Below are 25,911 nucleotides of genomic sequence, written 5' to 3' on the forward strand. Positions count from 1 at the left end.
CCATGACGACCACCACGACCGCACCCAGCACGACGACGGTGCTCGACGCGAGCGGTGTCACCATGCGCTTCGGCGGTCTGACCGCCGTACGCGACGTGGACCTCACCGTGAACACCGGCGAGATCGTCGGACTCATCGGCCCCAACGGCGCCGGCAAGACGACCTTCTTCAACTGCCTCACCGGCCTGTACGTGCCGACCGAGGGCAAGGTCGCCTACAAGGGCACCGTCCTGCCGCCCAAGCCGCACCTGGTCACCCAGGCCGGCATCGCCCGTACGTTCCAGAACATCCGGCTCTTCGCCAACATGACCGTTCTGGAGAACGTGCTGGTCGGACGGCACACCCGCACCAAGGAAGGCCTCTGGTCGGCCCTGCTGCGGCTGCCCGGCTTCAAGAAGGCCGAGGACGCGTCCCGGGCCCGCGCCATGGAGCTCCTGGAGTTCACCGGTCTGGCCGCCAAGGCCGACCACCTCGCCCGCAACCTGCCCTACGGCGAGCAGCGCAAGCTGGAGATCGCCCGGGCGCTGGCGAGCGAGCCCGGTCTGCTCCTCCTCGACGAGCCGACCGCCGGTATGAACCCGCAGGAGACCCGGGCGGCCGAGGAGCTCATCTTCGCCATCCGGGACCAGGGCATCGCCGTCCTCGTCATCGAGCACGACATCCGGTTCATCATGAACCTCTGCGACCGGGTCGCCGTGCTGGTCCAGGGCGAGAAGATCGTCGAGGGCCCCGCCGAGGTCGTCCAGGCCGACGAGCGCGTCATCGCCGCCTACCTGGGCACGCCCTTCGAGGGCGAGCCCGGCGCCGCGGAAGCCGCCGAGGTCGAGGCCGCGGAGGCTGACGCGCAGAGCACCACGGAAGGGGATGACAAGTGACCGCACTGCTCGAGGTCGAGGACCTCAGGGTCGCCTACGGCAAGATCGAGGCCGTCAAGGGCATCTCGTTCAAGGTGGAAGCGGGCGAGGTCGTCACCCTCATCGGCACCAACGGCGCCGGCAAGACCACGACCCTGCGCACCTTGTCGGGTCTGCTCCAGCCGCTGTCCGGCGAGATCAAGTTCGACGGCAAGTCGCTGAAGAAGATCCCCGCGCACAAGGTCGTCTCGCTGGGGCTCGCCCACTCCCCCGAGGGGCGGCACATCTTCCCCCGCATGACGATCGAGGACAACCTCCGTCTCGGCGCGTTCCTGCGCAACGACAAGGAGGGCATCGAGAAGGACATCCAGCGCGCCTACGACCTGTTCCCCATCCTCGGGGAGCGCAGGAAGCAGGCCGCGGGCACCCTGTCCGGCGGTGAGCAGCAGATGCTCGCCATGGGACGGGCGCTGATGTCCAAGCCAAAGCTGCTCATGCTCGACGAGCCCTCGATGGGTCTGTCGCCGATCATGATGCAGAAGATCATGGCGACCATCCAGGAGCTCAAGGCCGCGGGCACCACCATTCTGCTCATCGAGCAGAACGCCCAGGCCGCGCTCTCCCTGGCCGACCACGGCCATGTGATGGAGGTCGGCAAGATCGTCCTCTCCGGCTCCGGGCAGGACCTCCTGCACGACGAGTCGGTGCGCAAGGCGTACCTGGGCGAGGACTGATCACCCAACTCAAGAGCTGAGGCCCGTGCCCCCCGGTCAGGGGCACGGGCCTCACTCGTGCTGCCGCTGTGTGTCAGCCCTTGGCGGCCTTCTTCTCGTCGGCGTCCTGGATGACGGCCTCGGCGACCTGCTGCATCGACATGCGGCGGTCCATGGACGTCTTCTGGATCCAGCGGAACGCGGCCGGCTCGGTCAGTCCGTACTGGGTCTGGAGGATGGACTTCGCGCGGTCGACCAGCTTGCGGGTCTCCAGGCGCAGGGTGAGGTCGGCGACCTCCTTCTCCAGCTCCTTCAGCTCCGTGAACCGCGAGACGGCCATCTCGATCGCCGGCACGACATCGCTCTTGCTGAACGGCTTGACCAGGTAGGCCATGGCACCGGCGTCCCGGGCCCGCTCGACGAGGTCGCGCTGCGAGAACGCGGTCAGCATCAGCACCGGGGCGATGGACTCCTCGGCGATCTTCTCGGCCGCCGAAATGCCGTCCAGCTTGGGCATCTTGACATCGAGGATGACGAGGTCGGGCCGGTGCTCGCGGGCCAGCTCCACGGCCTGCTCACCGTCACCGGCCTCTCCGACGACGGTGTACCCCTCTTCTTCGAGCATCTCTTTGAGATCGAGTCGGATCAGCGCCTCGTCCTCGGCGATGACGACGCGGGTCGTCAGCGGAGGCACGTGCGACTTGTCGTCGTCGGGCGCGTCTACGGGCTGGGGCGACTCGGGGGCGGTCACGAAGGCTCCTCGTTCAGGGGCAGGGGTACTGCTCCCAAGAGCCTACCTAGCTACGGTAAGGTGGACGCGCGGAGGGTCGGGGGAAACCTTGGATTCTTCGAGCCCCGGTAGCCCAATTGGCAGCAGGCAACGGATTCAAAACCCGTACAGTGTCGGTTCGAGTCCGACCCGGGGCACTTTTCCTTGGATTTCAAGGTCGCAATTAGGGCCCCTCCGGTGGAGGGGCCCTAAAGCTTTTCCGGGATTTTCTACTTGGGGCTGTCGTCCTCGCCGATGTGGTGGACGCGGACCAGGTTCGTCGAGCCGGAAACCCCGGGCGGCGATCCGGCGGTGATGACGACGGTGTCGCCCTTCCGGCAACGGCCGTATTTCAGGAGCAGTTCGTCGACCTGGTCGACCATCGCGTCCGTGGAGTCCACGTGCGGGCCCAGGAAAGTCTCCACACCCCACGACAGATTGAGCTGCGAGCGGGTGGCGGGTTCCGGGGTGAAGGCCAGCAGCGGGATGGGCGAGCGGTAGCGGGAGAGCCGACGGGCCGTGTCGCCGGACTGGGTGAAGGCGACCAGGAACTTCGCGCCCAGGAAGTCGCCGATCTCGGCCGCGGCACGGGCCACCGCGCCGCCCTGGGTGCGGGGCTTGTTGCGCTCGGTCAGCGGCGGCAGGCCCTTGGCGAGCAGGTCCTCCTCGGCCGCCTCGACGATCTTCGCCATCGTCCGGACGGTCTCGATCGGGTACTTGCCGACGCTGGTCTCACCGGACAGCATCACCGCGTCGGTGCCGTCGATGACCGCGTTGGCCACGTCGCTGGCCTCGGCGCGGGTCGGGCGGGAGTTGTCGATCATCGAGTCGAGCATCTGGGTGGCGACGATGACCGGCTTGGCGTTGCGCTTGGCGAGCTTGATCGCGCGCTTCTGGACGATCGGGACCTGCTCCAGCGGCATCTCCACGCCCAGGTCGCCGCGGGCGACCATGATGCCGTCGAAGGCGGCCACGATGTCGTCGATCGCATCGACGGCCTGCGGCTTCTCCACCTTGGCGATCACCGGCAGGCGGCGGCCCTCCTCGTCCATGATGCGGTGGACGTCCTCGATGTCACGGCCGCTGCGCACGAAGGACAGGGCGATGACGTCGAAGCCGGTGCGCAGCGCCCAGCGCAGGTCCGCCTCGTCCTTGTCGGAGAGGGCCGGCACGGAGACGGCGACGCCGGGGAGGTTCAGGCCCTTGTTGTCGGAGACCATGCCGCCCTCGACGACGGTGGTGTGCACGCGGGGTCCGTCGACGGAGGTGACCTCCAGACAGACCTTGCCGTCGTCGACGAGGATGCGCTCACCGGGGGTGACGTCGCCGGCGAGACCGGAGTAGGTGGTGCCGCACTGCCGTCGGTCGCCCTCCGCGCCCTCCTCGACGGTGATGACGAAGGAGTCGCCGCGTTCAAGGAGTACAGGTCCTTCGGTGAAGCGGCCGAGGCGGATCTTCGGGCCTTGAAGGTCGGCGAGCACGCCGACGCTGCGGCCGGTCTCGTCGGAGGCCTTTCGCACGCGCTGGTAGCGCTCCTCGTGGTCGGCGTAGCTGCCGTGGCTGAGGTTGAACCGGGCGACGTCCATTCCGGCGTCGACCAGTGCCTTTATCTGGTCGTAGGAGTCGGTGGCGGGGCCCAGGGTGCAGACGATCTTTGCTCGGCGCATGTTTCGACTCTATGACTTACCGGCGGGTAGAGAATTGGTCCAGCGTGACTACTCAACAACCTTTGCGTGAAGGGCTATTGACAAGTGTTGAATTGTGCGGCGGGGTGCTCCGATGAGCGTTCGAAACACCTCGCCCCGGCAATTCAGAGCTGCGGCGGTGTCATCGTGAAGCGGGCATTGACCTGGGCGTGGACGTGCTGTCGCTGGGGCTCCAGATCGAGCGGGGCCGCCGCCGTGTCCTCCGCGGCGCCGTAGGCCATGGAGCGCATCCGGCCGCCGGGCGCCTGCGGATAGGGCGGCGGGGCGCTCTCCGCGCCGATGTCGGCGAGCTCCACGAGCGCCGCCAGGGACGACCCCAGCGCCTCCGCGTACTCCCGCGCGCGCTGCACGGCCTCGCGTACCGCCTGCTGACGCGCCTGACGGTGGGCCGGCGAGTCGGGGCGCAGGGCCCACCAGGGGCCGTCCACGCGCGTGAGATCCAAGTCGGCCAGTCGGGTGGTCAGTTCGCCGAGCGCGGTGAAGTCCGTGAGGACGGCGGTGATGTGGACGCGGCCGTGGTAGGCGTGGACGCGTTCGCCGCGGCCCTTGTCCTTCAGCTCCGGGCTGATGGAGAAGGCGCCGGTCTCCAGGCGTTCGACCGCGTCGCCGTAGGTCTTGACGAGGTCGAGGACGGTGGCGTTGCGGCGGGTGAGGTCGTCGAGGGCGGCGCGGCGGTCCTTGCCGCGGGAGGCGACGGTGACGCCGATGCGGGCGATCTCGGGGTCAACCTCCAGACGGGCCTCGCCGCGCACGGCGATACGCGGGGCGTCGGGGGTGCCGTAGGGGACGGCCGGCTGAAGTTCCTCTGATGGCACGGTCATACGTCCCACTCTGTCATCGCTTGCTTGGTTACGGCCCCCGCGGGTCACCAGATCGAAACCTGCGAGGTCTGTTGCGATTCGCCATGAGCAAGTCAGAATCTACGCGCGTTGTCGACCATTCCCACGGGAGAAGAGCTCATGCCGTTGAACCGCCGGAAGTTCCTGAAGAAGTCCGCTGTGACCGGAGCGGGGGTGGCGCTGGCCGGTGCGGCGGTGCCGACGGCACAGGCGGCGGAGGCAGAGGCCATGACGGCGAAGAAGTGCGAGAAGCGGTACTCGCTGACCGTGATGGGCACGACCGATCTGCACGGTCACGTCTTCAACTGGGACTACTTCAAGAACGCGGAGTACACCGACGCCAAGGGCAACGCGCAGGGCCTGGCCCGGGTGTCGACGCTGGTGAACCAGCTCCGGGCGGAGCGGGGCCGGCGCAACACGCTGCTGATCGACGCGGGTGACACGATCCAGGGCACCCCGCTGACGTACTACTACGCCAAGGTCGACCCGATCACCGCCAAGGGCGGCCCGGTGCACCCGATGGCGCTGGCGATGAACGCCATCGGCTTCGACGCGGTCGCGCTCGGCAACCACGAGTTCAACTACGGCATCGAGACGCTGCGCAAGTTCGAGGAGCAGTGCCGCTTCCCGCTCCTCGGTGCGAACGCGCTGGACGCGAAGACGCTGAAGCCCGCCTTCCCGCCGTACTTCATGAAGAACTTCCGGGTGCCGGGCGCCCCGCCCGTGAAGGTCGCCGTCCTCGGTCTGACCAACCCCGGCATCGCGATCTGGGACAAGGCCTATGTGCAGGGCAAGCTGACCTTCCCGGCCCTGGAGGAGCAGGCGGCCAAGTGGGTGCCGAAGCTGAAGGCGATGGGCGCGGACGTGGTGATCGTCTCGGCCCACTCCGGCTCCTCGGGCACCTCGTCCTACGGTGACCAGCTCCCCTACATCGAGAACTCGGCGGCGCTGGTCGCGCAGCAGGTGCCGGACATCGACGCGATCCTGGTCGGCCACGCGCACGTGGAGATCCCGGAGCTGAAGGTCACCAACGCCAAGACCGGCAAGACGGTCGTGCTGTCGGAGCCGCTGTGCTTCGCCGAGCGGCTGTCGCTGTTCGACATCGAGCTGACCTTCGCCAAGGGCCGCTGGTCGGTCGAGAAGGTCGCCGCGTCGGTCCTCAACTCCAACACGGTCGCCGACGACCCGAAGATCACCAAGCTGCTCTCCGACGAGCACGAGAAGGTCGTCGCGTACGTCAACCAGGTCGTCGGCACCGCCACCACGACCCTGACCACGGTCGACGCCCGCTACAAGGACGCCCCGATCATCGACCTGATCACCAAGGTCCAGGAGGACGTCGCCAAGGCGGCGCTGGCCGGCACCGAGTACGCCTCGCTGCCCGTCATCGCGCAGGCGTCCCCGTTCTCGCGCACCTCCCAGATCCCGGCCGGCGACGTGACGATCCGGGATCTGTCGAGCCTGTACGTGTACGACAACACGCTGGTCGCGAAGCTGATGACGGGCGCGCAGCTCAAGGCGTACCTGGAGTACTCGGCCGAGTACTTCGTGCAGACCGCCGCCGACGCCGCCGTCGACGTGGAGAAGCTGACGAACGCGAACAACCGCCCCGACTACAACTACGACTACGTCTCGGGGCTGGCGTACGAGATCGACATCGCGCAGGCCGCCGGCTCGCGGATCAAGAACGTGACCTACAACGGTGCCGCTCTCGACGACGCGCAGAAGTTCGTGTTCGCGGTGAACAACTACCGGGCCAACGGCGGTGGCGCGTTCCCGCATGTGGCGGCGGCCCAGGAGCTGTGGTCGGAGTCGACGGAGATCCGCACCCGGATCGCGGAGTGGGTGACCGCGAAGGGTGTGCTGGACCCGAAGGACTTCGCGTCCGTGGACTGGAAGCTGACGCGCGAGGGCAAGCCCGTCTTCTAGGCCCGGCAGGGCAGGCCGACGGCGCACCGGCCGTCGGCCTCCCCAATCACCCCGTCGGGTCAGAACAGGCCGGCCACGCTGTCCTGAATGGCCGCCACATCGCCCGCGACGGCGGCCGTGGCCGCCACGCCGGGGGCGAGGAAGCCGAGCCAGCGCAGCAGGACGCCTCGGCGGGGCTCGTCCTGGGCGAGTTCGGCCTCGACGCGCTCGGCGGCCCGGACGAGTTCCTCGCCGTCCTCGTACTCGTCCTGGTGGGTGCGTACCCGGTCGAGCAGCAGCCGTGCCGCGGCGCGCAGTTCGGCGACGGCGGCCTCGCGGTCGGCGGCGGCCGGGGTGCCGGTGGTCGCGGTCGAGCGGTTGACGGCGACCGCGCTGCCGTCGATGCGGATGTCGCCGCCGGCCTGGATGCCGCTGTTGTCGCCGGCTCCGGTCTCTGTCATGTCGTCACCTTCCCCGGTTGGCGGGCGGGGCGGCGGCGGGAGGTGCGCCGGGCGCCGACTGCCCGGCCGCACCCGGCGCCTGGCCGCGTCGGAAGACTCCGGCGATGCTGCCGCCGACGCCGACGGCGGAGCCGTTGAGGGTGACGTCGCCGCCCGCGTACAAGCCGGTGTTGTAGATGGTGGTCTGACGCTGGATCAGTTCACTGGTGTCGATGTCGTGCTCCTCCAGGAACTCCACCAGTGCGCCCAGCACCCGGTGTTCGACCGTCTTGGCGTACAACTCCCGGTCGAGCTGCTGGAAGTAGCGGTAGTAGAGCCGGTCGCTGGCCGCGTCCCTGATACTGAAGGGCGCGCCGTAGTTGAAGGCGCGGTGGCGGATCTCCTGTGCCTGACGGCGTTGCTTGCCGTGCTGGTTGAACGGCCCGAGCAGCCCCGCGGCGACGGAGAAGGGCGAACCGATCAGCAGCAGCGGCGCGCGCAGGCCGGCCTGGGCCACCAGGGTCCACCACTGGCGCAAGGTCGGCGAGTCGAGCAACTGGTCCGCGATGCGGTAGCGCTCGCGCACCGGGGCGAGCAGGGAGCTGCTGCCCTCGATGAAGAGCATCTTGCGGTCGGACAGCAGTGCGCACCGCAGGAAGAAGGTGATGGCCAGTTCACCGCTCCAGCCGGTGACCCGGACGGCCAGATAGGGGCGGGCCCGACCCCTGCCGTCCTCGCGCAGCGCGTCGAGAAGGTCCGGTGAGACTCTCGCGCTCGGCGGTCCGGCAGGGTTCGGCAGCAGCTCGGAGCGGGTGCGCTCGTCCACCTCGTACTGCAGGTCCTTGCCGTTGACCAGCAGCAGGTTCTCGACGTGGACGCCGGGCAGCTTCAGGTCCCCGACCCGGGCGGCGAGGTGGTCGTTGAGCTCGTGCACGGTGAACGGCACGACCTGCTTGCCCTCCGCGGGGCGTGCCGTGTCGAGCGCGAACGACCAGGTGCTCGTCGTCTCGCCGTACCCGACGAAGGGCGCGTACGTCGAGGAGACCACGACGTTGCCGCGGTCGCGCCGCTCGATCTCCTCAACGCGCCGCCGGTTCTCCGAGCCGGCCGGCTCAGGGGCCTTGTCCGGGGCGAAGTTCTCCCGGCTGAGCTGTTTGGCGACCACGCCGTAGTGCACCGAGAGCGACTCGACGGCGACGATGATCCAGGCCACGAGCCAGCCCAGGACGATCGCCGTGCCGAAGGCACTCGGCAGCATGATCACCACGACCAGCAGCAGCACGGCGAGGAGGACGTCCCGTCCTACCTGGCGGCGCCGGGCGGCCAGGGCGTGCCGCAGCACACAGCCGAGGTCGACGCCCGGCGAGGAGGCGACGGCACGCCGCGGCTCCTCCACGATCTGCTCGACGGCCCTGCGGGCGAACTTGGTGTCGGTGTGGACGGCCGTGCACAGGTACCGGGTGATGTCGGGGGCGAAGCGGACGGGCGAGGCCGTGTCCGGGGCGCGGGAGGGCTCCGGTGGCGCGGCGGCGGTGCGGGGGACGTCGGCGGGAGGCTGCGCCGGTACGGCGGGGACGGTGGGCGGCGACGGGTTCGGGCCCTGCGTCGGGTCGGCACCGCGTAAGGAGCCGCAGTTGGCGCAGGCGGTGTAGTTGCGATCGTTGTCCGCTTGGCAGCGCGGGCATTTGAGGGTGGGAGTGGTCATGGCTTTCTTCCTCCTCTCGGTTTTCGGGCTCAGGTCGGGCGCATGTCTGCTTCGAAATCGGCGGCGCCCATTCGGATTCGGATGGCGATGAAAATCAGCCATTCCCGGTGGCCGGATATGTGTCCGCGGAAAAGGCGGCGGGGGACACGGCCGGGGCGGGACGCCACGCGTGGAGCAGCGGGATTGCCGCGGCCGAGGGCACCGGCGGGCCGATCTCCGATCGAAAGAACCGTTTCTCTAATCGGACGCCCCCGTTGCCGCCGCATGAACCGGAAGGTAGCAGCGCGCCGGGGCAGATGGGAGGGACAGGGGATATTCAAGTGGCCTTTTCCGCGCCCCCTTCCACAATTCTTCACCCCGATCGCACAGCTCCGCCCGGGGCTGTTACCGCAGTGACGGGAGGGACTTGCGCAAAGGGCCCACAGCACTGCCCCTCCCCCGCTGTCACCGCCTGTCGACCAGCGGGGTGAGCACCGGTGCCTGGCGTGCGGACGGGATCCTGGGCCGCTGTTCGAGGCCGAAGGTGGTGAACGCGGTACGGCCGGGCAGGGCGTAGGTCTCCTTGCCGGTGACGGAGTTGAGGATGCCGGCGCTGCGCCAGGCCGCGAGGCCGAGGTCCGGGGTGCCGATGCCGTGGGTGTGGCGCTCGGCGTTCTGGACGTAGACGTGGCAGCCGGAGCCGGTGACGGCCGGGTCCATGACCAGGCGGTACCGGTCGTCGACGCGGGGGCGCTCCCGGCTGTCGCGGCGCATGTAGGGGTCGAGGCCGGCGAGGATGCGGTCGAGGGAGCGCTCGCGGTAGCCGGTGGCCAGGACGACCGCGTCGGTGGTCATGCGCGAGCGGGTGTTCTGCTGGATGTGCTCCAGATGCAGCTCGACCTTGGTCGTGGCGATACGGCCGGCGGTGCGCACGCGGACGCCCGGGGTGAGGACGGTGTCCGGCCAGCCGCCGTTCAGGGTGCGACGGTAGAGCTCGTCGTGGATGGCGGCGAGGGTGGCGGCGTCGATGCCCTTGTGGAGCTGCCACTGGGAGTCGAGGAGCCGGTCGCGGACCGGTTCGGCGAGGGCGTGGAAGTAGCGGGTGTAGTCGGGGGTGAAGTGCTCCAGGCCGAGCTTTGAGTACTCCATCGGCGCGAAGGCCTCGGTGCGGCCGAGCCAGTTCAGCCTCTCCCGCCCGGCGGGGCGGCTTCGGAGCAGGTCAAGGAAGATCTCGGCACCCGACTGTCCCGAGCCGATGACGGTGATGTGCTCGGCGGCGAGCAGGGTCTCGCGGTGGTCGAGATAGTCGGCGGCGTGGATGACGGGCACGGCGGGCGCCTCGACCAGGGGCCGCAGCGGGTCGGGGACGTACGGCTCGGTGCCGATGCCGAGGACGATGTTGCGTGCGTAGGTACGCCCGAGCGCCTCGACCTCTCCGTCGGGCGCGATCTGGGTGAAGTCGACCTCGAAGACGTCGCGTTCGGGGTTGAAGCGGACCGCGTCGACCTGGTGGCCGAAGCGCAGCCCGGTGAGGTTCTCGCAGACCCAGCGGCAGTAGGCGTCGTACTCGGCGCGCTGGATGTGGAAGCGCTCGGCGAAGTAGAAGGGGAAGAGCCGGCCGCGGTGCCTGAGGTAGTTCAGGAACGACCAGGGGCTGGCGGGGTCGGCGAGCGTCACCAGGTCGGCGAGGAAGGGAACCTGGAGCCGGGAGCCGTCGATGAGCAGCCCCGGGTGCCAGGAGAACGCGTTGCGCTGTTCGTAGAAGACGGCGTCGAGTTCGGCGAGCGGCTGGGCGAGGGCGGCCAGCGAGAGGTTGAAGGGGCCGATGCCGATGCCGACGAGGTCTCGGGGCGTGTCGGCGTCCTGGGCCGGGGGGTTGGGGTGCGCGTCGGCAGGGGGGTTCGACTGCGGGCTCATCGGGGGGTGTTTCCTTCCACCAGTTTCAGGAGGGCGGCCAGGTCGTCCGGGCGCGTACGGGGGTTGAGGAGGGTCACCTTCAACCACAGGCGCCCGTCTATGCGGGCCCGGCCGAGGACGGCTCGGCCGTCGGTGAGGAGCCTTCGGCGTACGGCCGCGACCGAGTCGTCGGCGGCGTGTGCGGGCCGGAACAGGACCGTGCTGAGGGTGGGCCGGTCGTGCAGCTCGAAGCCGGGGTGGTCATGGACGAGGGCGGCGAACTCGCGGGCTCCGTCGCAGACCTGCTCGACCAGTCGGCCGAGGCCGCTGCGGCCGAGGGTCTTGAGGGTGACGGCGATCTTGAGGGCGTCGGGTCTGCGGCTGGTGCGCAGGGAGCGGCCCAGCAGATCGGGCAGGCCCGCCTCGGTGTCGTCGTCGGCGTTGAGGTAGTCGGCGCGGTGGTGGAGCACGGCGAGACCGGCCGCGTCACGGACGGCGAGGAGACCCGCGGCGACCGGCTGCCAGCCGAGTTTGTGCAGGTCGAGGGTGACGGTGTCGGCGGCGTCGAGGCCGGCCAGACGGTCCCGGTAGCGGTCGCTGAAGAGCAGGCCGCCGCCGTAGGCGGCGTCCACGTGGAGCCGTGCGCCGTGTGCCGCGCACAGGGCCGCGATCTCGGGGAGGGGGTCGATCATCCCGGCGTCGGTGGTGCCGGCGGTGGCGGCGACGAGGTGCGGGCCGGGCAGCGACGTGAGGGCATCGTCGAGGGCGGCGGGGTCGAGGGCACCGGCCGGGGCGGGCACGACGACGGGCTCGGGCAGCCCGAGCAGCCAGGCGGCCCGCGGCAGCGAGTGGTGGGCGTTGGCCCCGTGCACCAGCCGCATCCCGGCGCCGCGCGCCTCCCGGGCGAGCAGCAGGGCGACCTGGTTGGACTCGGTTCCGCCGGTGGTGATCAGGGCGGCGGGGGCTTCCTGAGCCGAAGCACCGCCTCGCCGCCCGGCCTCGGCATCGAAGACCTCCCGCGCGAGCGCCCCCGTCACCAGTGCCTCCAGTTCCGACGCGCCCGGGGCCTGGTCCCAGGAGTCGAGGGAGGGGTTGAGGGTGGACACGGCGAGGTCGGCGGCGGTGGCGAGGGCGAGGGGCGGGCAGTGCAGATGGGCGGTGCACAAGGGGTCGGCGGGGTCGGCGGCGGTCTCCGCGAGCGCGCGGACGACGGTGTGCAGGGCGTTCGGATCGCCCTGGTCCGGCAGTACGTCCCCGACCGCGGCCCGCATCCGCGCGGCCACCGCGTCCGGCCCGCCCGCGGGCAGCGGTCCCCGGCGCGCCCGGGCGCCCTCGCTCAGCGCGTCGAGCACGGTGTCCAGCAACGGCCGCAGGGCGTGGGGACCTTCGGGGCCTGACGCGAGCGACGCAGACGTGCTCATCGTGTCCTCCCGGGCGCTGGGCGAGAAGGACTTCCAGCTTGTACCCGGATGGACGACGGCGCCCGAAAAGCCCAATGACCGGAACCCGAAAGGGGGTACTTCCGTGCGAGGAAAGCGTGTCGGAAGCGGTGTGCGGACTTCGGCGGAGTAAGGGGCGTCCGCAAGGACCGGCGCCCCCTACGTCGGACGTACTAGCCCTTGTGGTCCTCCCGCACCCTCAACGCCCTTGCCAGGTCGTCGAGTTGGTCGGCGAGCCTGCGGCGCAGCGCCGGGATCGGCTCGCCGTCGCGCAGGCACTCCTCCCCCAGCCGCAGGGCTTCGGCGTCCACGGCGTGCACCGGGAAGGCGTAGCGGCCGGCGGCGTCCGCGATGGCGGGGCCGCGGCGGGCGGCGAGGGCGATGGCGTCCTTGTAGAAGCGCGCCACGTACGGGCCCACGAGGTCGGCCTGTTCGGGCTGCCAGAAGCCCTGGGCGGTCGCGGTGAACAGGTAGTTGGACAGGTCGCCGCTCTCATCGGTGGCGAACAGGGCCTCCCATGCCTTCGCCTTGGCCTCCTCGTCGGGCAGGGCGGCGCGGCAGCGCGCGGCGCCCTCCTCGCCGGTGGCGCTCGGGTCGCGCTCCAGCTCGGCTGCGATGGCGGCCTCGTCGACGGCACCGAGGACGGCGAGGCGGCCCAGGACCCGCCAGCGCAGCTCGGGGTCGAGCTCGGGTCCGCCGGGCACCGTGCCGTCGGTGAGCCAGGCGGCGATCGTGTCGGGGTGCGCGGCCACGGAGATGAAGTGGCGTACGGCGATCAGCCGCAGGCCGGGGTGGTCGCCGTCCTCGGTGCGGCGGATCAGGTCGCGGCACAGGGCGGACAGGGTGGCCAGGGCGGCGGGCCGCTCCTCGGCGGGGAGGTAGCGGTCGGCGATCTGGGCGGAGGCGAAGGCCAGGACGCCCTCCACGATGGCGAGATCCCGCTCACGGGGCAGGTGGGCGCGGGCGGCCTCCAGATAGGCGGTGGCGGCCAGTTCGCCGTCGCGGACCGCGTCGCGCAGGGCGTTCCAGACGACCGCGCGGGTGAGCGGGTCGGGCAGGCCGCACAGGCGCTCACGGACGGCCGTGAAGGACTCGGCGTCGAAGCGGACCTTGGCATAGGTCAGGTCGCCGTCGTTCAGCACCAGCAGGGCCGGGCGCTTGCCGATGGGCCGCGGGGCGCTCTGCGGGACGTCGATCTCCAGACGGTCGCGCAGGGTGAGGCGGCGGCCCTGGTCGTCGCCGAGGTCCTGGTCGTACAGGCCGACCGTGACGCGGTGGGGGCGGCTGCCCGCGCGGTCGACGGTGAGGCTGTAGGTGCCGTTGTCGCCGGGTGTGACCTGCGGGGTGAGGGTGTCGACGCCGGTGGTGCGCAACCAGCTATCGGCCCAGGCGTGGACGTCGCGGTCGGTGGCGGAGGCCAGGGAGTCGATGAAGTCGGCGAGGGCGGCGTTGGCGAACTTGTGCCGGGCGAAGTGGGTGTTGATGCCGGCGAGGAAGTCCTTCTCGCCGAGCCAGGCCACGAGCTGGCGCAGCGCGGAGGCGCCCTTGGCGTAGGAGATGCCGTCGAAGTTGAGCATGGCGGAGGCCGTGTCGTCGACGGCCTCGGGGGCCACGGGGTGGGTGGAGGGCCGCTGGTCGGCGTCGTAGCCCCAGGCCTTGCGGGCGATGCCGAAGTCGGTCCAGGTGTCGGTGAAGCGGGTGGCCTCGATGAGGGTCTGGTAGCCCATGTACTCGGCGAACGACTCGTTCAGCCAGATGTCGTCCCACCAGCGCAGCGTGACGAGGTCGCCGAACCACATGTGCGCCATCTCGTGGGCGATGACCATGGCGCGGGTCTGCCGCTCGGTGTCGGTGACGGCGGAGCGGTAGACGAACTCGTCGCGGAAGGTGACCAGTCCGGGGTTCTCCATGGCGCCGGCGTTGAACTCGGGCACGAACGCCTGGTCGTAGGAGTCGAAGGGGTAGGGCTCGTCGAACTTCTCGTGGAAGCGGTCGAAACACTGCCGGGTGACCTGGAACAGCTCGTCGGCGTCCGTGTCCAGGTAGGGGGCCAGGGAGCGGCGGCAGTGGATGCCGAAGGGCAGGCCGCGGTGCTCGGTGCGCACCGAGTGCCAGGGGCCGGCCGCGACCGCGACGAGGTAGGTGGAGATCAGCGGCGTGGGCGCGGCCTGCCAGCGGCCGTCGCCGGTGTGCTCGGTGCGGCCGTTGGCGAGGACGGTCCAGCCCTCGGGGGCGGTCACGGACAGCTCGAAGACGGCTTTGAGGTCGGGCTGGTCGAAGGCGGCGAAGACGCGCTGGACGTCCTCCATGAAGAGCTGGGTGTAGAGGTAGGTCTCGCCGTCGGTGGGGTCGGTGAAGCGGTGCATGCCCTCGCCGGTGCGGGAGTAGCGCATGGCCGCGTCGATGCGCAGCTCGTGCTCGCCGGCGGCCAGGTCCTTCAGGGGCAGTCTGTTCCCGTCCAGGGTCTCAGGGTCCAGCGGCCGGCCGTCCAGCGTGACGGAGCGCAGCTCGGCCGGCTTGACCTCGACGAAGGTGTCCGCGCCGGTGCGCGCGGTGAACGCGATGACGGTACGGGAGTCGAAGGTCTCGTCCCCGGTGGTGAGATCGAGTTCGATCGTGTACCGATGGACGTCGAGGAGCTGGGAACGAGTCTGCGCTTCGTTGCGCGTGAGTACGGACATGGACGACATGCTGCCTGATGCCGCTGACCAGGCACAGGGGTGGATCACTACGTACGCTATGTCCGATTCTTTGCGGCGGGGCCGTCGCGCTGGGGCGGGACACGCGTGTCGGGGTGGGGCAGGGCCGGGCGCTTGGGGGGCTGCGGGTCGTCGGCGTGGCCCTTGACCAGGGCGCGCAACTCGCGGACCTCCTCCTCCAGGGCACGGTGGCGCTGGTAGGCGTCGTACAGGTAGCGGACCTTGGTGCGCAGCGCCCAGGGGTCGGTGGGCTTCAGGACCAGGTCGGCGACGCCGAGTCCGAAGGCGGTGGCGGTCAGTTCGTGGTCCGCGCCGAAGCCCGTGAGCAGGATGACCGGTATGTTCTGGGTCTGTTCCACGCGCCGCATGTACCGCACCACGTCCAGCCCGCTGACGCCCGGCATGCGGACGTCCAGGAGCAGGAGGCCGACCTGGCCGCGGAGCACCTCCTTGAGCGCCTCGTCACCGCTGGTGGCGCGGGCGAGCCGGTAGCCCAGCGGGGCCAGGGCGCTCTCCAGGGCGTACAGCGTTTCCTCGTGGTCGTCGACGATGAGGATCTTGGCATCCGACGGCATGGCCCGACGTCCCTCCCGCGTGGACATCCAGGTATGTCCGGGGGTGCTGACGGAGCGTGCTCGTCAGCCTGCATGCGGTGCACAGCGCAGCATGCCCCGCGCGGGCCGCCGTGTCACCCCCCGGGCCGGCCGACAGGCGTCAGTTCGCCGTGGGCGCAGCGCCGTTGACGGCGTCCTCGGCGATGCTCTCGTGGTGCCTGATCACCTCGGCGATGATGAAGGTCAGGAACTTCTCGGCGAAGGCCGGGTCGAGCTTGGCGTTCTCGGCGAGGGTGCGCAGCCGGGCGATCTGGCGGGACTCGCGGGCCGGGTCGGCCGGCGGGAGCTGGTGGCGGGCCTTGAGGTGGCCGACCTGCTGGGTGCACTTGAAGCGCTCGGCGAGCATGTGGACGACGGCCGCGTCGATGTTGTCGATGCTGTCGCGCAGCCGGGCGAGCTCCTCGCGGACGGCGGGGTCGACGTCACCTGGGGACATGTTGCTGGTCATGAGCGCTCAGCCTACGGGGCCGCCGCGGTCGTCGTTCGCCCGATCACGGGTGGATCGTCGGGATCGGGGACCTGGTTGCTCCAGCCGCCGGGCACGGTGCGGCCCTGCTGCGCGCGGAAGCGGACCGGCGCCATGCCGACCCGGCGGGTGAACAGGCGGGAGAAGTAGGCGGGGTCGTCGTAGCCGACACGCCGGGCGACGGCGGCGACGGGCAGGTCGGTGGCGGCGAGGAGTTCCTTGGCGCGGCCCAGGCGGATGCCGAGCAGATAGTCCTTGGGGCTGCATCCGGCACCCCTGCGGACGGCCGTGCGCAGTTCGGCCAAGGTCATGCCGTGCCGGGCGGCGTGGTCGGCGACCGTCAGCGGCAGGCACGCGTCGCGGGCGAGGGCCTTGAGCACGAGGTCACCGTCCGGGGCGAGGTCGGCACGCGCGCGACGCAGGGCGACGAGGAGTTCGTGGACGGCGGCGCCGGTCTCCACCTCCAGCAGGGGGTTGTCGCGGCGCGCGGCGCGGGCCATGCGCCCGATGACGGCACGCGGGCCGGCGGCGTCGGAGAGGGGCACGACGGGGCGGTCCGGCTCGATGTAGCCGAGTTCGGTGTACGAGGCGGCTGCGGGCCCGGCGAAGTCGACGAAGCCCTCGTCCCAGCCGGTGCCCGCATCGGGCGCGTAGTGGTGCGGGACGCCGGGGGTGAGCCACAGCAGCGCGGGTGCGGTGACGGGCGTACGGCGGCCGTCGGGGTCGGCGTACCACCCGGCGCCGGTGCTGATGACGACGGCGACATGGTGGTCCAGGACCCGGGGTCCGACGGGGGGCAGGGCGCCGTACTGGAGGCCGACGCCCAGGCAGGCGAGGCCGAGGCTGTGATGGGCGGGGCCGGGCGTGAAGAACCGCATCCATGTGTGGTACATGCCCCTGCCTCCCGTCCGCCGCTTCGGTCCAAGCAGCGCCGATCTTTGTCCATGGACCCTGACCTGCGCCAGAGGCGAGGGTGGGGCGCATGAGTGAGTTCGCGGTGGGGGACGAAGACCTTCTGCTGAACGGGCGGCCGGTGCGGTTGCTGTCCGGCGCGCTGCACTACTTCCGGGTGCACGAGGCGCAGTGGGGACACCGGCTGGCGATGCTGCGGGCGATGGGCCTGAACTGCGTGGAGACGTATGTGCCGTGGAACCTGCACGAGCCGGCGCCGGGGCGGACCCGGGACGTGGCCGCGCTCGGCCGGTTCCTGGACGCGGCCCGGGATGCGGGGCTGTGGGCGATCGTGCGTCCGGGACCGTACATCTGCGCCGAGTGGGAGAACGGCGGGCTGCCGTACTGGCTGACGGCCGAGGTGGGCGCACGCGCGCGTACCCGTGACGAACGCTATATGGGGCACGTGTCGAACTGGTTCCGGCGGCTGCTGCCCGAGATCGTGTGCCGGCAGATCGACCGCGACGGACCGGTGATCATGGTGCAGGTCGAGAACGAGTACGGCAGCCACGGCTCGGACGCGGAGTATCTGCGCCAGTTGGCCGACCTGCTGCGCGAACTCGGCGTGACCGTCCCGCTGTTCACCTCCGACGGCCCTGAGGACCACATGCTGTCCGGCGGCTCCGTCCCGGGTGTCCTGGCGACGGCGAACTTCGGCTCGCACGCGCGCGAGGCGTTCCGGACGCTGCGCCGGCACCGCCCCGAAGGGCCGCTGATGTGCATGGAGTTCTGGTGCGGCTGGTTCGACCACTGGAGCGGCGAGCACGCCGCTCGGGATCCCCAGGACGCGGCGGCGGCGCTGCGCGAGATCCTGGAGTGCGGGGCCTCGGTCAACCTCTACATGGCGCATGGCGGCACGAGCTTCGCCGGCTGGGCGGGCGCCAACCGGGGCGGCGGCGCGCTGCACGACGGGCCGCTGGAGCCCGATGTGACGTCGTACGACTACGACGCCCCGATCGACGAGTACGGCCGCCCCACCGAGAAGTTCCGGGCCTTCCGCGAGGTCCTCGCCGAGTACGCCGACGGCCCGCTGCCCGAAGTCCCGCCCGCGCCGCCGCCGTTGGGGGCGCCGACCAAGGCGGCCCTGACCAACTGGGCGGCGCTCACGGACGTACTGGAGACGCTGGGCGGCCCGCAGGCGTCCGGCCCCGTCCCGCCCACCTTCGAGGAACTGGGCGTCGAGCGGGGCCTGGTGCGCTACGAGGTGACGGTGCCGGGGCCGCGCGGGCCGTACCCGCTGACGGTGCGCGGGCTGCGGGACCTCGCCGTCGTGTACGTCGACGGGGAGCGGGCCGGGGTGCTCACCGAGGAGGAGCCGAGCCTGAAGGAGCCGGTCGCCGGGCACGCGCGCGTGGAGCTGTGGGTGGAGTCCCTGGGCAGGGTCAACTACGGGCCGCGGCTGGGCGAGTCCAAGGGGATCACCGGGGGCGTCCTGCACGAGCGGCAGTTCCTGTACGGCGTACGCGCGCGTGGGCTGCGGCTGGAGGCGCTGGACGACGCCGAGGGGGTGCGGGCGGTGCCGTCGCGGGAGCTGCCCGAGGACGGTGCACCGGGGCTCTACCGGGGCACCGTCACGGTGCGGGGCGCCGGTGACGCCCGACTGGAGCTGCCGGGCTGGACCCGCGGGTTCGTGTGGATCAACGGCTTCGCTCTGGGCCGTTACTGGTCCGCGGGCCCGCAGCGCACCCTGTTCGTGCCGGGGCCCGTGCTGCGCGAGGGCGGCAACGAGCTGTGGGTGCTGGAGCTGGAAGGGACGGCCCGGACCGGGTCCGGCGAAGCCGGTGCACCGGTCCTGCGGGCCGTCTGACGACCTCGCCGCGGCGGCTGCCTAGAGCGCGGCCGCCGCGCGGGCGATGTCGCTCGCGAAGTGGCTGACCTCGGTGTAGACGCCGGGCACACCGGCGCGGGCGCAGCCGTCTCCCCAGCTCACGATGCCGACCTGGATCCACTTGCCCGCGTCGTCCTTACGGAACATGGGGCCGCCGGAGTCGCCCTGGCAGGTGTCGATGCCGCCGCTCTGCCAGCCGGCGCACAGTTCCTCCTTCGACACCAGCCGGTTGCCGTAGTGGCGCTTGCACACGCGGTCGGCGACGAAGGGAACACTGGCCTTGCGGAGCTTGGTCGTGCCCGCGCCGTCCCCCTCCTCGGTGTCGCCCCAGCCCGCGATCGTGAACGTGCCGCGGTTGTACTGGTCCGTCGTGGCGATCTTCAGCGTCGGCTTGTCGATGGGCCGGGCGAGCTTGATCAGCGCCCAGTCCTTGCCGTTGCCGTCGTAGCCGGGGGCGACCTTGACCTTCTTCGACTTCACCTTGATCGCGGCCGAGGAGTTGAGGTCGTTGACACCGGCGGTGACGGTGATGCTGGTGTTGTTGCCGGAGCCCGACATGCAGTGGGCCGCCGTCAGCACGACGTCCTTCTTGTAGAGCGCCCCGCCGCAGCCCATTGAGAGGTGGACCATGAAGGGGAACTCGTTCTGCGCGGCAGTCGTTCCACCGACGATACGGGTGGACGCGGCCTGCGCGCTGACCGGCTGGAGGGAGGCGACCGCGAGCGCGACGGCGCCGACCGCGGCGGCTCTCTTCGCCAGGGTGATGCCGGTTCTCCGGGATATGTGATGGCTCAACACTGCTCCTTTCGTGGGGGGTTGAGCGACCCGGAGTATGAAGATCAAAGGGGGTTCTTGACAAGGACGGATCTCACGTCCCGCACATGGAACCCCACCAGGGAAAATCCCCTCACATCCCCGTAGAGTGGAATCGGTTTCGAGGCGTCTTGGGGGTACGGACGTGGCGAACGGCGGACCGGTCCAGCACGGCTTCCCGCACCTGGAGACGGTGCGGGCCGCGATCACCGCGCTCTACAGGCGGCTGTCGTACGACACCATCCAGACCTTCGCGACCAGCGTGGCCCCGGCCGACGTGGCGTTCTGCGACACGGACGATCTCCATCTGGGCGCGCAGCGGGTGGCCCGCGAGCTGTTGCGGCACTACCGCCTTCCGGACGCCCGGCTGATCGTCGGATTCCGGGAGATGACCCACGCGGCGAACGTCGAACTCGCCGCCGGGCCCGAGTACTTCGTCGAGCTGAACGACCGCTTCCGCACCCATCGCCGGGACATCGGTGCGGCGCTCGCGCACGAGGTGATGCATGTGTATCTGCACCGCCTCGGTCTGTCCTTCCCGGGCACCCGCGACAACGAGATCCTCACGGACACCGCGACGACGTATCTGGGCGCGGGCTGGCTGCTGCTCGACGCCTACCGGGAGGACTCGGCGTCCTCGCAGAAGCTGGGGTATCTGACGCCGGAGGAGTTCGGGTACGTCCTCGCCAAGCGGTCGCAGGTCTTCGCCGAGGACCCGTCGATCTGGTTCACCAGCCCGCAGGCGTACACGGCGTACGGGAAGGGCATGGCGCAGGCCCGGCGCGACGAGCAGCAGCCTCCGCTGACGGCGGCCGGATGGGCGGGGCGCCGGCGCTACGCCCGGGACCGGCGGCATGCGCAGGACCAGCACGGGGGCGGTCCCCAGGCGGGGGTTGAGTACACGTTCACGCCGGACGGGCATGGGCCGCTGCGGGTGTCGTTCCCGTGTCCGACGTGCCGGCAGCGGATCCGGGTGCCGGTGAAGGGGCGGGTTCGGGCGCGGTGTGGGTTGTGCCGGTCGGTGCTCGAGTGTGATACCTGAGCGCCTATTGGGGTGGGGGCTTGTGTCGCGGGGCGGCTGCGGGTTGGTCGTGGCTGGTCGCGCAGTTCCCCGCGCCCCCATTGGGGCGTCACATCAGGCCCCGTACACCCGTCCCGGTGCTTGCGCCCGGCCCAGCAACTCAAGCGCCGTTTCCCCGGCCTCCTCCGGCGTCCACCTGGCCGCCTTGTCCGCCGTCGGACCCGCCCTCCACCCCTCCATCACCGTGATCCGGCCGCCCTCCGTCTCGAAGACGCGGCCCGTCACCCTGGTGCTCGCCTCCGCGCCCAGCCAGACGACCAGTGGGGAGACGTTCTCGGGGGCCATGGCGTCGAAGCCGGAGTCGGGGGCGGTCATCGTCTCGGCGAAGGTGCGCTCCGTCATGCGGGTGCGGGCGGCCGGGGCGATGGCGTTGACCTGGACGCCGTAGCGGGCCAGTTCGGCGGCCGCGACCAGGGTGAGGCCGACGATCCCGGCCTTGGCTGCGCTGTAGTTCGACTGCCCGACCGAGCCCAGCAGCCCTGCCCCGCTGCTCGTGTTGACGATCCGGGCGGCCGGCGTGCGCCCCGCCTTCGCCTCGGCCCGCCAGTGCGCGGCGGCGTGCTTCAGAGGGAGGAAGTGGCCCTTGAGGTGGACGCGTACGACGGCGTCCCAGTCGTCCTCGTCGAGGTTGACCAGCATCCGGTCGCGCAGGAACCCGGCGTTGTTGACGAGGGTGTCGAGCCGGCCGTATGTCTCCAGCGCGGCCGTCACCAGGGACGCGGCCCCGGCGCTGGTCGCCACGTCGCCGCCGTGCGCGATCGCCTCGCCGCCCGCCGCGCGGATCTCCTCGACCACGTACAGGGAGGGGCCGTCGGCGCCCGGTGCGCCGTCGAGGCCGACGCCGAGGTCGTTGACGACGACCTTCGCCCCCTCGGCTGCGAACGCGAGCGCGTGGGCGCGACCGAGCCCCCGGCCCGCCCCGGTGACGACGACGACCCGCCCTTCACACATCCGGCTCATGTCAGGCCTCCTTGTTGACCGTTGCGGCGTCCAGGAACGCGGGTCGTTCGCCCCCGCCGTGCACATGCAGGCTCGCCCCGCTGATGTAGGCGGCGGCGTCGGAGGCGAGGAAGACGGCGGCCGCGCCGACGTCGGCCGGTTCGGCGAGGCGGCCGAGCGGGACGGTGCGCGAGACACCGGCGATGCCGTCCTCGCCGCCGTAGTGGAGGTGGGACCGTTCGGTGCGGACCATGCCGACGACGAGTGTGTTGACGCGCACCTCCGGCGCCCACTCCACCGCCATGGAGCGGGCCAGGTTCTCCAGCCCCGCCTTGGCCGCCCCGTACGCCGCCGAGCCGGGCGAGGGCCGCCCGCCGCTGACGCTGCCGATCATCACGACGGACCCCTGCGACCGCTTCAGGTGCTCGTACGCGGCCAGGGACGCCGTCAGCGGGGCGAGAAGGTTCAGCTCGATCACGCGCGCGTGCCGCTCGGCATCCGCGTCCGTCAACCGCCGGTACGGTGTGCCACCCGCGTTGTTGACGAGCACGTCCAGTCGGGGCAGGGCGGCGAAGAAGGCCCGTACGGCATCCGGGTCGCGCAGGTCCAACGGTCTGAACTCGGCCCCGGGGAGCGGGACTTCGGGTGCCCTGCGGGCACAGACCACGACCTGCGCGCCGGCCTCGGTGAAGGCCCTGGTCACCCCCGCGCCGACGCCGCGCGTACCCCCCGTGACGACAACGACCTTCCCGTCCAGCCCCATTGGCGGCTACCCTCCACCTAACAAACGTTTGGTGGAAAGGTAGCTGATGCGGCCATGGGTGTCTCCACCTCGTCCCCGGAAAAGGGGTCCGAGAAAGAAGGAATCGCCGTCGTCACGGTCGACTTCCCACCGGTGAACGCCCTGCCGGTGGACGGCTGGTTCGCCCTGGCCGACGCGCTGCGGGCGGCGGGCCGCGATCCGGCGGTCCGGTGTGTCGTCCTCACGGCGGAGGGGCGCGGGTTCAACGCGGGCGTGGACATCAAGGAGCTCCAGCGGGACGGGAACGACGCGCTGATCGGGGTGAACCACGGCTGCGCGGACGCCTTCGCGGCCGTGTACGACTGCGAGGTGCCGGTGGTGGCGGCCGTGCACGGCTTCTGTCTGGGCGGCGGCATCGGCCTGGTGGGCAACGCGGACGCGATCGTGGCGAGCGAGGACGCCACCTTCGGGCTGCCCGAGCTGGACCGGGGCGCCCTGGGCGCGGCCACCCATCTGGCCCGCCTGGTCCCCCAGCACCTGATGCGCGCCCTGTACTACACCTCCCGCACGGCGACCGCGGCCGAGCTGCACGCGCACGGCTCGGTGTGGCGGGTGGTGCCGCGCGCGGAACTGCGCTCCTGCGCGCTGGAGTTGGCGCGTGAGATCGCCGCGAAGGACGGGCGGCTGCTGCGCCTGGCCAAGGCCGCGATCAACGGCATCGACCCGGTCGACGTCCGCCGCAGCTACCGCTTCGAGCAGGGCTTCACCTTCGAGGCGGGCCTCAGCGGGGTGGCCGACCGGGTCCGGGACACCTTCGGAAGGGACGGTGGCTGAGTGAGCGACAAGACGACGACCGCGGACGAGGTCGCATCGCGTCTGCACAGCGGCATGACGCTCGGCATCGGCGGCTGGGGCTCGCGCCGCAAGCCGATGGCCCTGGTGCGCGCACTGCTGCGCTCCGGCGTCACTGACCTCACGATCGTCTCGTACGGCGGCCCGGACGTCGGGATGCTGGCCGCCGCGGGACGGATCCGCAAGCTGGTCACCCCCTTCGTCACCCTTGACTCCATCCCGCTGGAACCCCACTACCGCGCGGCCCGTGAGCGCGGCGCGTTCGAGCTCATGGAGATCGACGAGGCGATGTTCATGTGGGGCCTGCACGCCGCTGCGAACCGGCTGCCGTTCCTGCCGGTGCGGGCGGGGATCGGTTCCGACGTCATGCGGGTCAACCCCGGGCTGCGGACGGTGACTTCGCCGTACGACGACGGGGAGACGTTCGTGGCCATGCCCGCCCTGCGGCTGGATGCGGCCCTGGTCCACGTCAGCCGTGCCGACCGGCAGGGCAACGGCCGGTACCTGGGCCCCGACCCCTACTTCGACGACCTCTTCTGCGAGGCGGCGGACACCGCGTACGTCTCGTGCGAACGGATCGTCGACACGGCCGAGTTGACGAAGGAGGCGGCCCCGCAGTCGCTGCTGATCAAGCGGCACACGGTGACGGGGGTGGTCGAGGCACCGAACGGCGCGCACTTCACGTCCTGCGCCCCCGACTACGGCCGTGACGAGGCCTTCCAGAAGACGTACGCGACGACGCCCTGGGCCGACTTCGCGGCGCGGTTCCTCGGCGGGGACGAGCAGGCGTACCAGGCGGCGGTCACGGAGGGGACATGGAAGGCATGACTCAGGCCGGCGGCAGCGGATCCACGGAGGTCACGGAGGTGACTCGCGCCGAGCACTGCGTGATCGCCTGTGCCGAGGCCTGGCGGGACGCCGGGGAGGTGCTGGCCGGCCCGATGGGCCTGATCCCGTCCGTCGGGGCCCGGCTGGCGCGCCTGACCTTCTCGCCGGACCTGCTACTGACCGACGGCGAGGCGATGCTGGTCACCGCCGACGGCACCGTCGAGGGCTGGCTGCCGTACCGCCAGCACCTCGCCCTGGTCACCGGGGGCCGGCGGCACGTGATGATGGGCGCGAGCCAGATCGACCGGTACGGCAACCAGAACATCTCGTGCATCGGCGACTGGGAGCGGCCGAAGCGGCAGTTGCTGGGGGTGCGGGGAGCGCCGGTCAACACGCTGAACAATCCGACCAGTTACTGGATCCCCAGGCACTCCCGGCGGGTCTTCGTCGAGAAGGTCGACATGGTGTGCGGGGTCGGATACGACCACGCGGCGGGCGCCCGGTACCACCGGATCCCCCGTGTCGTCTCCGACCTGGGCGTCTTCGACTTCGCCACGCCCGACCACTCGATGCGGCTCGTCTCGCTCCACCCGGGCGTCACCCTGGAGCAGGTCGTGGAGGCGACGTCCTTCGAACTGGCGGTCCCGGACGACGTACCGCGAACCCGTCCGCCCACCGCCGAGGAACTGCGTCTCATCCGCGAGGTGATCGACCCGGGGAACACCCGCGCGAGGGAGGTCGGCGCGTGATGGAGACGCCGCTGACCCGGCTGGTCGGGGTGCGCCACCCGATCGTGCAGACGGGGATGGGCTGGGTGGCGGGACCCCGGCTGGTCTCGGCGACGGCGAACGCGGGGGCGCTGGGCATCCTGGCGTCCGCGACGATGACGATCGACGGGCTGCGTGCGGCGATACGGGAGGTGAAGTCCCGTACGGACGCGCCGTTCGGGGTGAATCTGCGGGCGGACGCCTCGGACGCGGGCGACCGGGTCTGCCTCATGATCGAGGAGGGCGTGCGGGTCGCGTCCTTCGCGCTCGCACCGTCCCGTGAGCTGATGGCCGAGCTCAAGGACGCGGGCGTGGTCGTGATCCCCTCGATCGGCGCCCGGCGGCATGCCGAGAAGGTCGCGGCCTGGGGTGCGGACGCGGTGATCGTGCAGGGCGGGGAGGGCGGCGGGCACACCGGCGAGGTGGCGACGACCGTGCTGTTGCCGCAGGTGGCGGACGCCGTGGAGATACCGGTCGTGGCGGCGGGCGGCTTCTTCGACGGGCGGGGACTCATCGCCGCGCTGTCCTACGGGGCGGCCGGCATCGCCATGGGCACGCGCTTCCTGCTGACGTCGGACTCGACGGTGCCGGACGCGGTGAAGGCAAGGTATCTGGCGGCGACCGTACGGGATGTCACGGTCACCACGGCCGTGGACGGCCTGCCCCACCGCATGCTGCGCACGGACCTGGTCGACGCCCTGGAGCGCTCCGGCCGCGCGCGGACGCTCCTCCAGGCGGTCCGCCGGGCGGCGGGCTACCGCAAGCTGTCCGGCACGACATGGCGCCGCATGCTCCTCGACGGCCGGGCACTGCGGCACGGCAAGGACCTGACCTTCAGCCAGGTCCTGCTGGCCGCGAACACGCCGATGCTGCTCAAGGCGTCGATGGTCGACGGCCGCACGGACCTGGGCGTGATGGCGTCCGGGCAGGTCGCCGGAGTGATCGACGACCTGCCGTCGTGCGCGGAACTGGTGGAGCGGATCATGAAGGAGGCGGAGGAGGCACGGGAGCGACTGACAGAGCTCTGAGGGCACAGTTCGGCAGCGCCGCCAAAGGGGCGCGGGGAACTGCTCGACCAGCCAC

23 protein-coding genes and 1 tRNA gene are annotated in these 25,911 nt (G+C 71.0%); 10 read left to right on the plus strand and 14 right to left on the minus strand.

Annotated elements, in window-relative coordinates:
- Nucleotides 1–2: 2 nt before the first annotated feature.
- The gene (locus ACZ69Q_RS24250; protein ID WP_471045313.1) at nt 3–875 is read left to right on the plus strand and encodes an ABC transporter ATP-binding protein; all 873 of its coding nucleotides are present in this window, start codon (nt 3–5) and stop codon (nt 873–875) included.
- The gene (locus ACZ69Q_RS24255) at nt 872–1,588 is read left to right on the plus strand and encodes an ABC transporter ATP-binding protein (RefSeq protein ID WP_471045315.1); all 717 of its coding nucleotides are present in this window, start codon (nt 872–874) and stop codon (nt 1,586–1,588) included. Before ACZ69Q_RS24250 ends, ACZ69Q_RS24255 begins: the two co-directional genes overlap by 4 nt.
- A gap of 73 nt (nt 1,589–1,661) precedes the next feature.
- On the opposite strand, the gene ACZ69Q_RS24260 is transcribed toward ACZ69Q_RS24255, so the two are convergent.
- The gene (locus tag ACZ69Q_RS24260; RefSeq protein ID WP_328882324.1) at nt 1,662–2,318 is read right to left on the minus strand and encodes an ANTAR domain-containing response regulator; all 657 of its coding nucleotides are present in this window, start codon (nt 2,316–2,318) and stop codon (nt 1,662–1,664) included.
- Between the two features lie 101 nt (nt 2,319–2,419).
- Between ACZ69Q_RS24260 and ACZ69Q_RS24265 the strand changes: the two genes are divergently transcribed.
- Nucleotides 2,420–2,494 (plus strand) — tRNA-Leu (locus ACZ69Q_RS24265).
- Nucleotides 2,495–2,566: 72 nt separating this feature from the next.
- On the opposite strand, the gene pyk is transcribed toward ACZ69Q_RS24265, so the two are convergent.
- On the minus strand, nt 2,567–4,003 hold the full coding sequence (pyk, locus tag ACZ69Q_RS24270; protein WP_471045317.1) for a pyruvate kinase: 1,437 nt from the start codon (nt 4,001–4,003) through the stop codon (nt 2,567–2,569).
- 143 nt (nt 4,004–4,146) lie between these two features.
- Nucleotides 4,147–4,863: an SIMPL domain-containing protein gene (locus ACZ69Q_RS24275; protein ID WP_471045320.1), complete on the minus strand. Its 717-nt coding sequence runs from the start codon at nt 4,861–4,863 to the stop codon at nt 4,147–4,149.
- Nucleotides 4,864–5,001: 138 nt separating this feature from the next.
- On the opposite strand from ACZ69Q_RS24275, the gene ACZ69Q_RS24280 reads away from it, so the two are divergent.
- A complete protein-coding gene (locus tag ACZ69Q_RS24280; protein ID WP_471045323.1) occupies nt 5,002–6,810 on the plus strand; it encodes a bifunctional metallophosphatase/5'-nucleotidase in 1,809 nt (602 codons plus the stop codon).
- 59 nt (nt 6,811–6,869) lie between these two features.
- On the opposite strand, the gene ACZ69Q_RS24285 is transcribed toward ACZ69Q_RS24280, so the two are convergent.
- From ACZ69Q_RS24285 to ACZ69Q_RS24320, 8 genes are all read right to left on the minus strand, one after another.
- Nucleotides 6,870–7,250 carry a hypothetical protein gene (locus ACZ69Q_RS24285; protein ID WP_471045326.1) on the minus strand — a complete coding sequence of 127 codons (381 nt, stop codon included), beginning with the start codon at nt 7,248–7,250 and terminating at the stop codon, nt 6,870–6,872.
- A 4-nt stretch (nt 7,251–7,254) separates the two neighbouring features.
- On the minus strand, nt 7,255–8,934 hold the full coding sequence (locus ACZ69Q_RS24290) for a hypothetical protein (RefSeq protein WP_471045328.1): 1,680 nt from the start codon (nt 8,932–8,934) through the stop codon (nt 7,255–7,257).
- Between the two features lie 444 nt (nt 8,935–9,378).
- Nucleotides 9,379–10,830 carry a lysine N(6)-hydroxylase/L-ornithine N(5)-oxygenase family protein gene (locus ACZ69Q_RS24295; protein WP_471045330.1) on the minus strand — a complete coding sequence of 484 codons (1,452 nt, stop codon included), beginning with the start codon at nt 10,828–10,830 and terminating at the stop codon, nt 9,379–9,381.
- Complete coding sequence (locus ACZ69Q_RS24300; RefSeq protein WP_471045332.1) at nt 10,827–12,230, minus strand: pyridoxal phosphate-dependent decarboxylase family protein; 1,404 nt, start codon at nt 12,228–12,230, stop codon at nt 10,827–10,829. The genes ACZ69Q_RS24295 and ACZ69Q_RS24300 overlap by 4 nt, the downstream gene beginning before the upstream one ends.
- A 191-nt stretch (nt 12,231–12,421) precedes the next feature.
- Nucleotides 12,422–14,929, minus strand: a complete 2,508-nt coding sequence (gene pepN, locus ACZ69Q_RS24305) for an aminopeptidase N (RefSeq protein WP_471045335.1) — start codon at nt 14,927–14,929, stop codon at nt 12,422–12,424.
- Nucleotides 14,930–14,985: 56 nt separating this feature from the next.
- Nucleotides 14,986–15,522 carry a response regulator gene (locus tag ACZ69Q_RS24310; RefSeq protein WP_471045337.1) on the minus strand — a complete coding sequence of 179 codons (537 nt, stop codon included), beginning with the start codon at nt 15,520–15,522 and terminating at the stop codon, nt 14,986–14,988.
- A 139-nt stretch (nt 15,523–15,661) separates the two neighbouring features.
- The gene (locus ACZ69Q_RS24315) at nt 15,662–16,009 is read right to left on the minus strand and encodes a chorismate mutase (RefSeq protein ID WP_471045340.1); all 348 of its coding nucleotides are present in this window, start codon (nt 16,007–16,009) and stop codon (nt 15,662–15,664) included.
- An 11-nt stretch (nt 16,010–16,020) separates the two neighbouring features.
- The gene (locus tag ACZ69Q_RS24320; RefSeq protein ID WP_471045342.1) at nt 16,021–16,920 is read right to left on the minus strand and encodes a helix-turn-helix domain-containing protein; all 900 of its coding nucleotides are present in this window, start codon (nt 16,918–16,920) and stop codon (nt 16,021–16,023) included.
- A gap of 89 nt (nt 16,921–17,009) precedes the next feature.
- On the opposite strand from ACZ69Q_RS24320, the gene ACZ69Q_RS24325 reads away from it, so the two are divergent.
- On the plus strand, nt 17,010–18,785 hold the full coding sequence (locus ACZ69Q_RS24325; protein WP_471045343.1) for a glycoside hydrolase family 35 protein: 1,776 nt from the start codon (nt 17,010–17,012) through the stop codon (nt 18,783–18,785).
- A gap of 21 nt (nt 18,786–18,806) precedes the next feature.
- On the opposite strand, the gene ACZ69Q_RS24330 is transcribed toward ACZ69Q_RS24325, so the two are convergent.
- Nucleotides 18,807–19,601 carry a S1 family peptidase gene (locus ACZ69Q_RS24330; protein WP_471045346.1) on the minus strand — a complete coding sequence of 265 codons (795 nt, stop codon included), beginning with the start codon at nt 19,599–19,601 and terminating at the stop codon, nt 18,807–18,809.
- A gap of 163 nt (nt 19,602–19,764) precedes the next feature.
- On the opposite strand from ACZ69Q_RS24330, the gene ACZ69Q_RS24335 reads away from it, so the two are divergent.
- Nucleotides 19,765–20,661: a hypothetical protein gene (locus ACZ69Q_RS24335; protein WP_471045349.1), complete on the plus strand. Its 897-nt coding sequence runs from the start codon at nt 19,765–19,767 to the stop codon at nt 20,659–20,661.
- Nucleotides 20,662–20,754: 93 nt separating this feature from the next.
- Here ACZ69Q_RS24335 and ACZ69Q_RS24340 read toward each other — a convergent pair whose 3' ends face one another.
- Nucleotides 20,755–21,660, minus strand: coding sequence for an SDR family oxidoreductase (locus ACZ69Q_RS24340; protein ID WP_471045352.1), 906 nt, complete (start codon nt 21,658–21,660; stop codon nt 20,755–20,757).
- Nucleotide 21,661: 1 nt separating this feature from the next.
- Complete coding sequence (locus tag ACZ69Q_RS24345) at nt 21,662–22,402, minus strand: SDR family oxidoreductase (RefSeq protein WP_471045353.1); 741 nt, start codon at nt 22,400–22,402, stop codon at nt 21,662–21,664.
- A 54-nt stretch (nt 22,403–22,456) separates the two neighbouring features.
- On the opposite strand from ACZ69Q_RS24345, the gene ACZ69Q_RS24350 reads away from it, so the two are divergent.
- The 4 genes from ACZ69Q_RS24350 to ACZ69Q_RS24365 are packed head-to-tail and all read left to right on the plus strand — an operon-like array spanning nt 22,457 to nt 25,856.
- Nucleotides 22,457–23,215 carry an enoyl-CoA hydratase family protein gene (locus ACZ69Q_RS24350; RefSeq protein ID WP_471045355.1) on the plus strand — a complete coding sequence of 253 codons (759 nt, stop codon included), beginning with the start codon at nt 22,457–22,459 and terminating at the stop codon, nt 23,213–23,215.
- Nucleotides 23,216–24,061 (plus strand): CoA transferase subunit A, encoded by an 846-nt coding sequence (locus ACZ69Q_RS24355; RefSeq protein ID WP_471045357.1) that lies wholly within the window; start codon nt 23,216–23,218, stop codon nt 24,059–24,061.
- Nucleotides 24,049–24,810, plus strand: a complete 762-nt coding sequence (locus ACZ69Q_RS24360) for a CoA-transferase subunit beta (protein WP_471045359.1) — start codon at nt 24,049–24,051, stop codon at nt 24,808–24,810. Before ACZ69Q_RS24355 ends, ACZ69Q_RS24360 begins: the two co-directional genes overlap by 13 nt.
- Nucleotides 24,810–25,856 carry an NAD(P)H-dependent flavin oxidoreductase gene (locus tag ACZ69Q_RS24365; protein ID WP_471045597.1) on the plus strand — a complete coding sequence of 349 codons (1,047 nt, stop codon included), beginning with the start codon at nt 24,810–24,812 and terminating at the stop codon, nt 25,854–25,856. Before ACZ69Q_RS24360 ends, ACZ69Q_RS24365 begins: the two co-directional genes overlap by 1 nt.
- Nucleotides 25,857–25,911 lie beyond the last annotated feature (55 nt).

Source organism: Streptomyces sp. NPDC036764 (assembly GCF_055609385.1).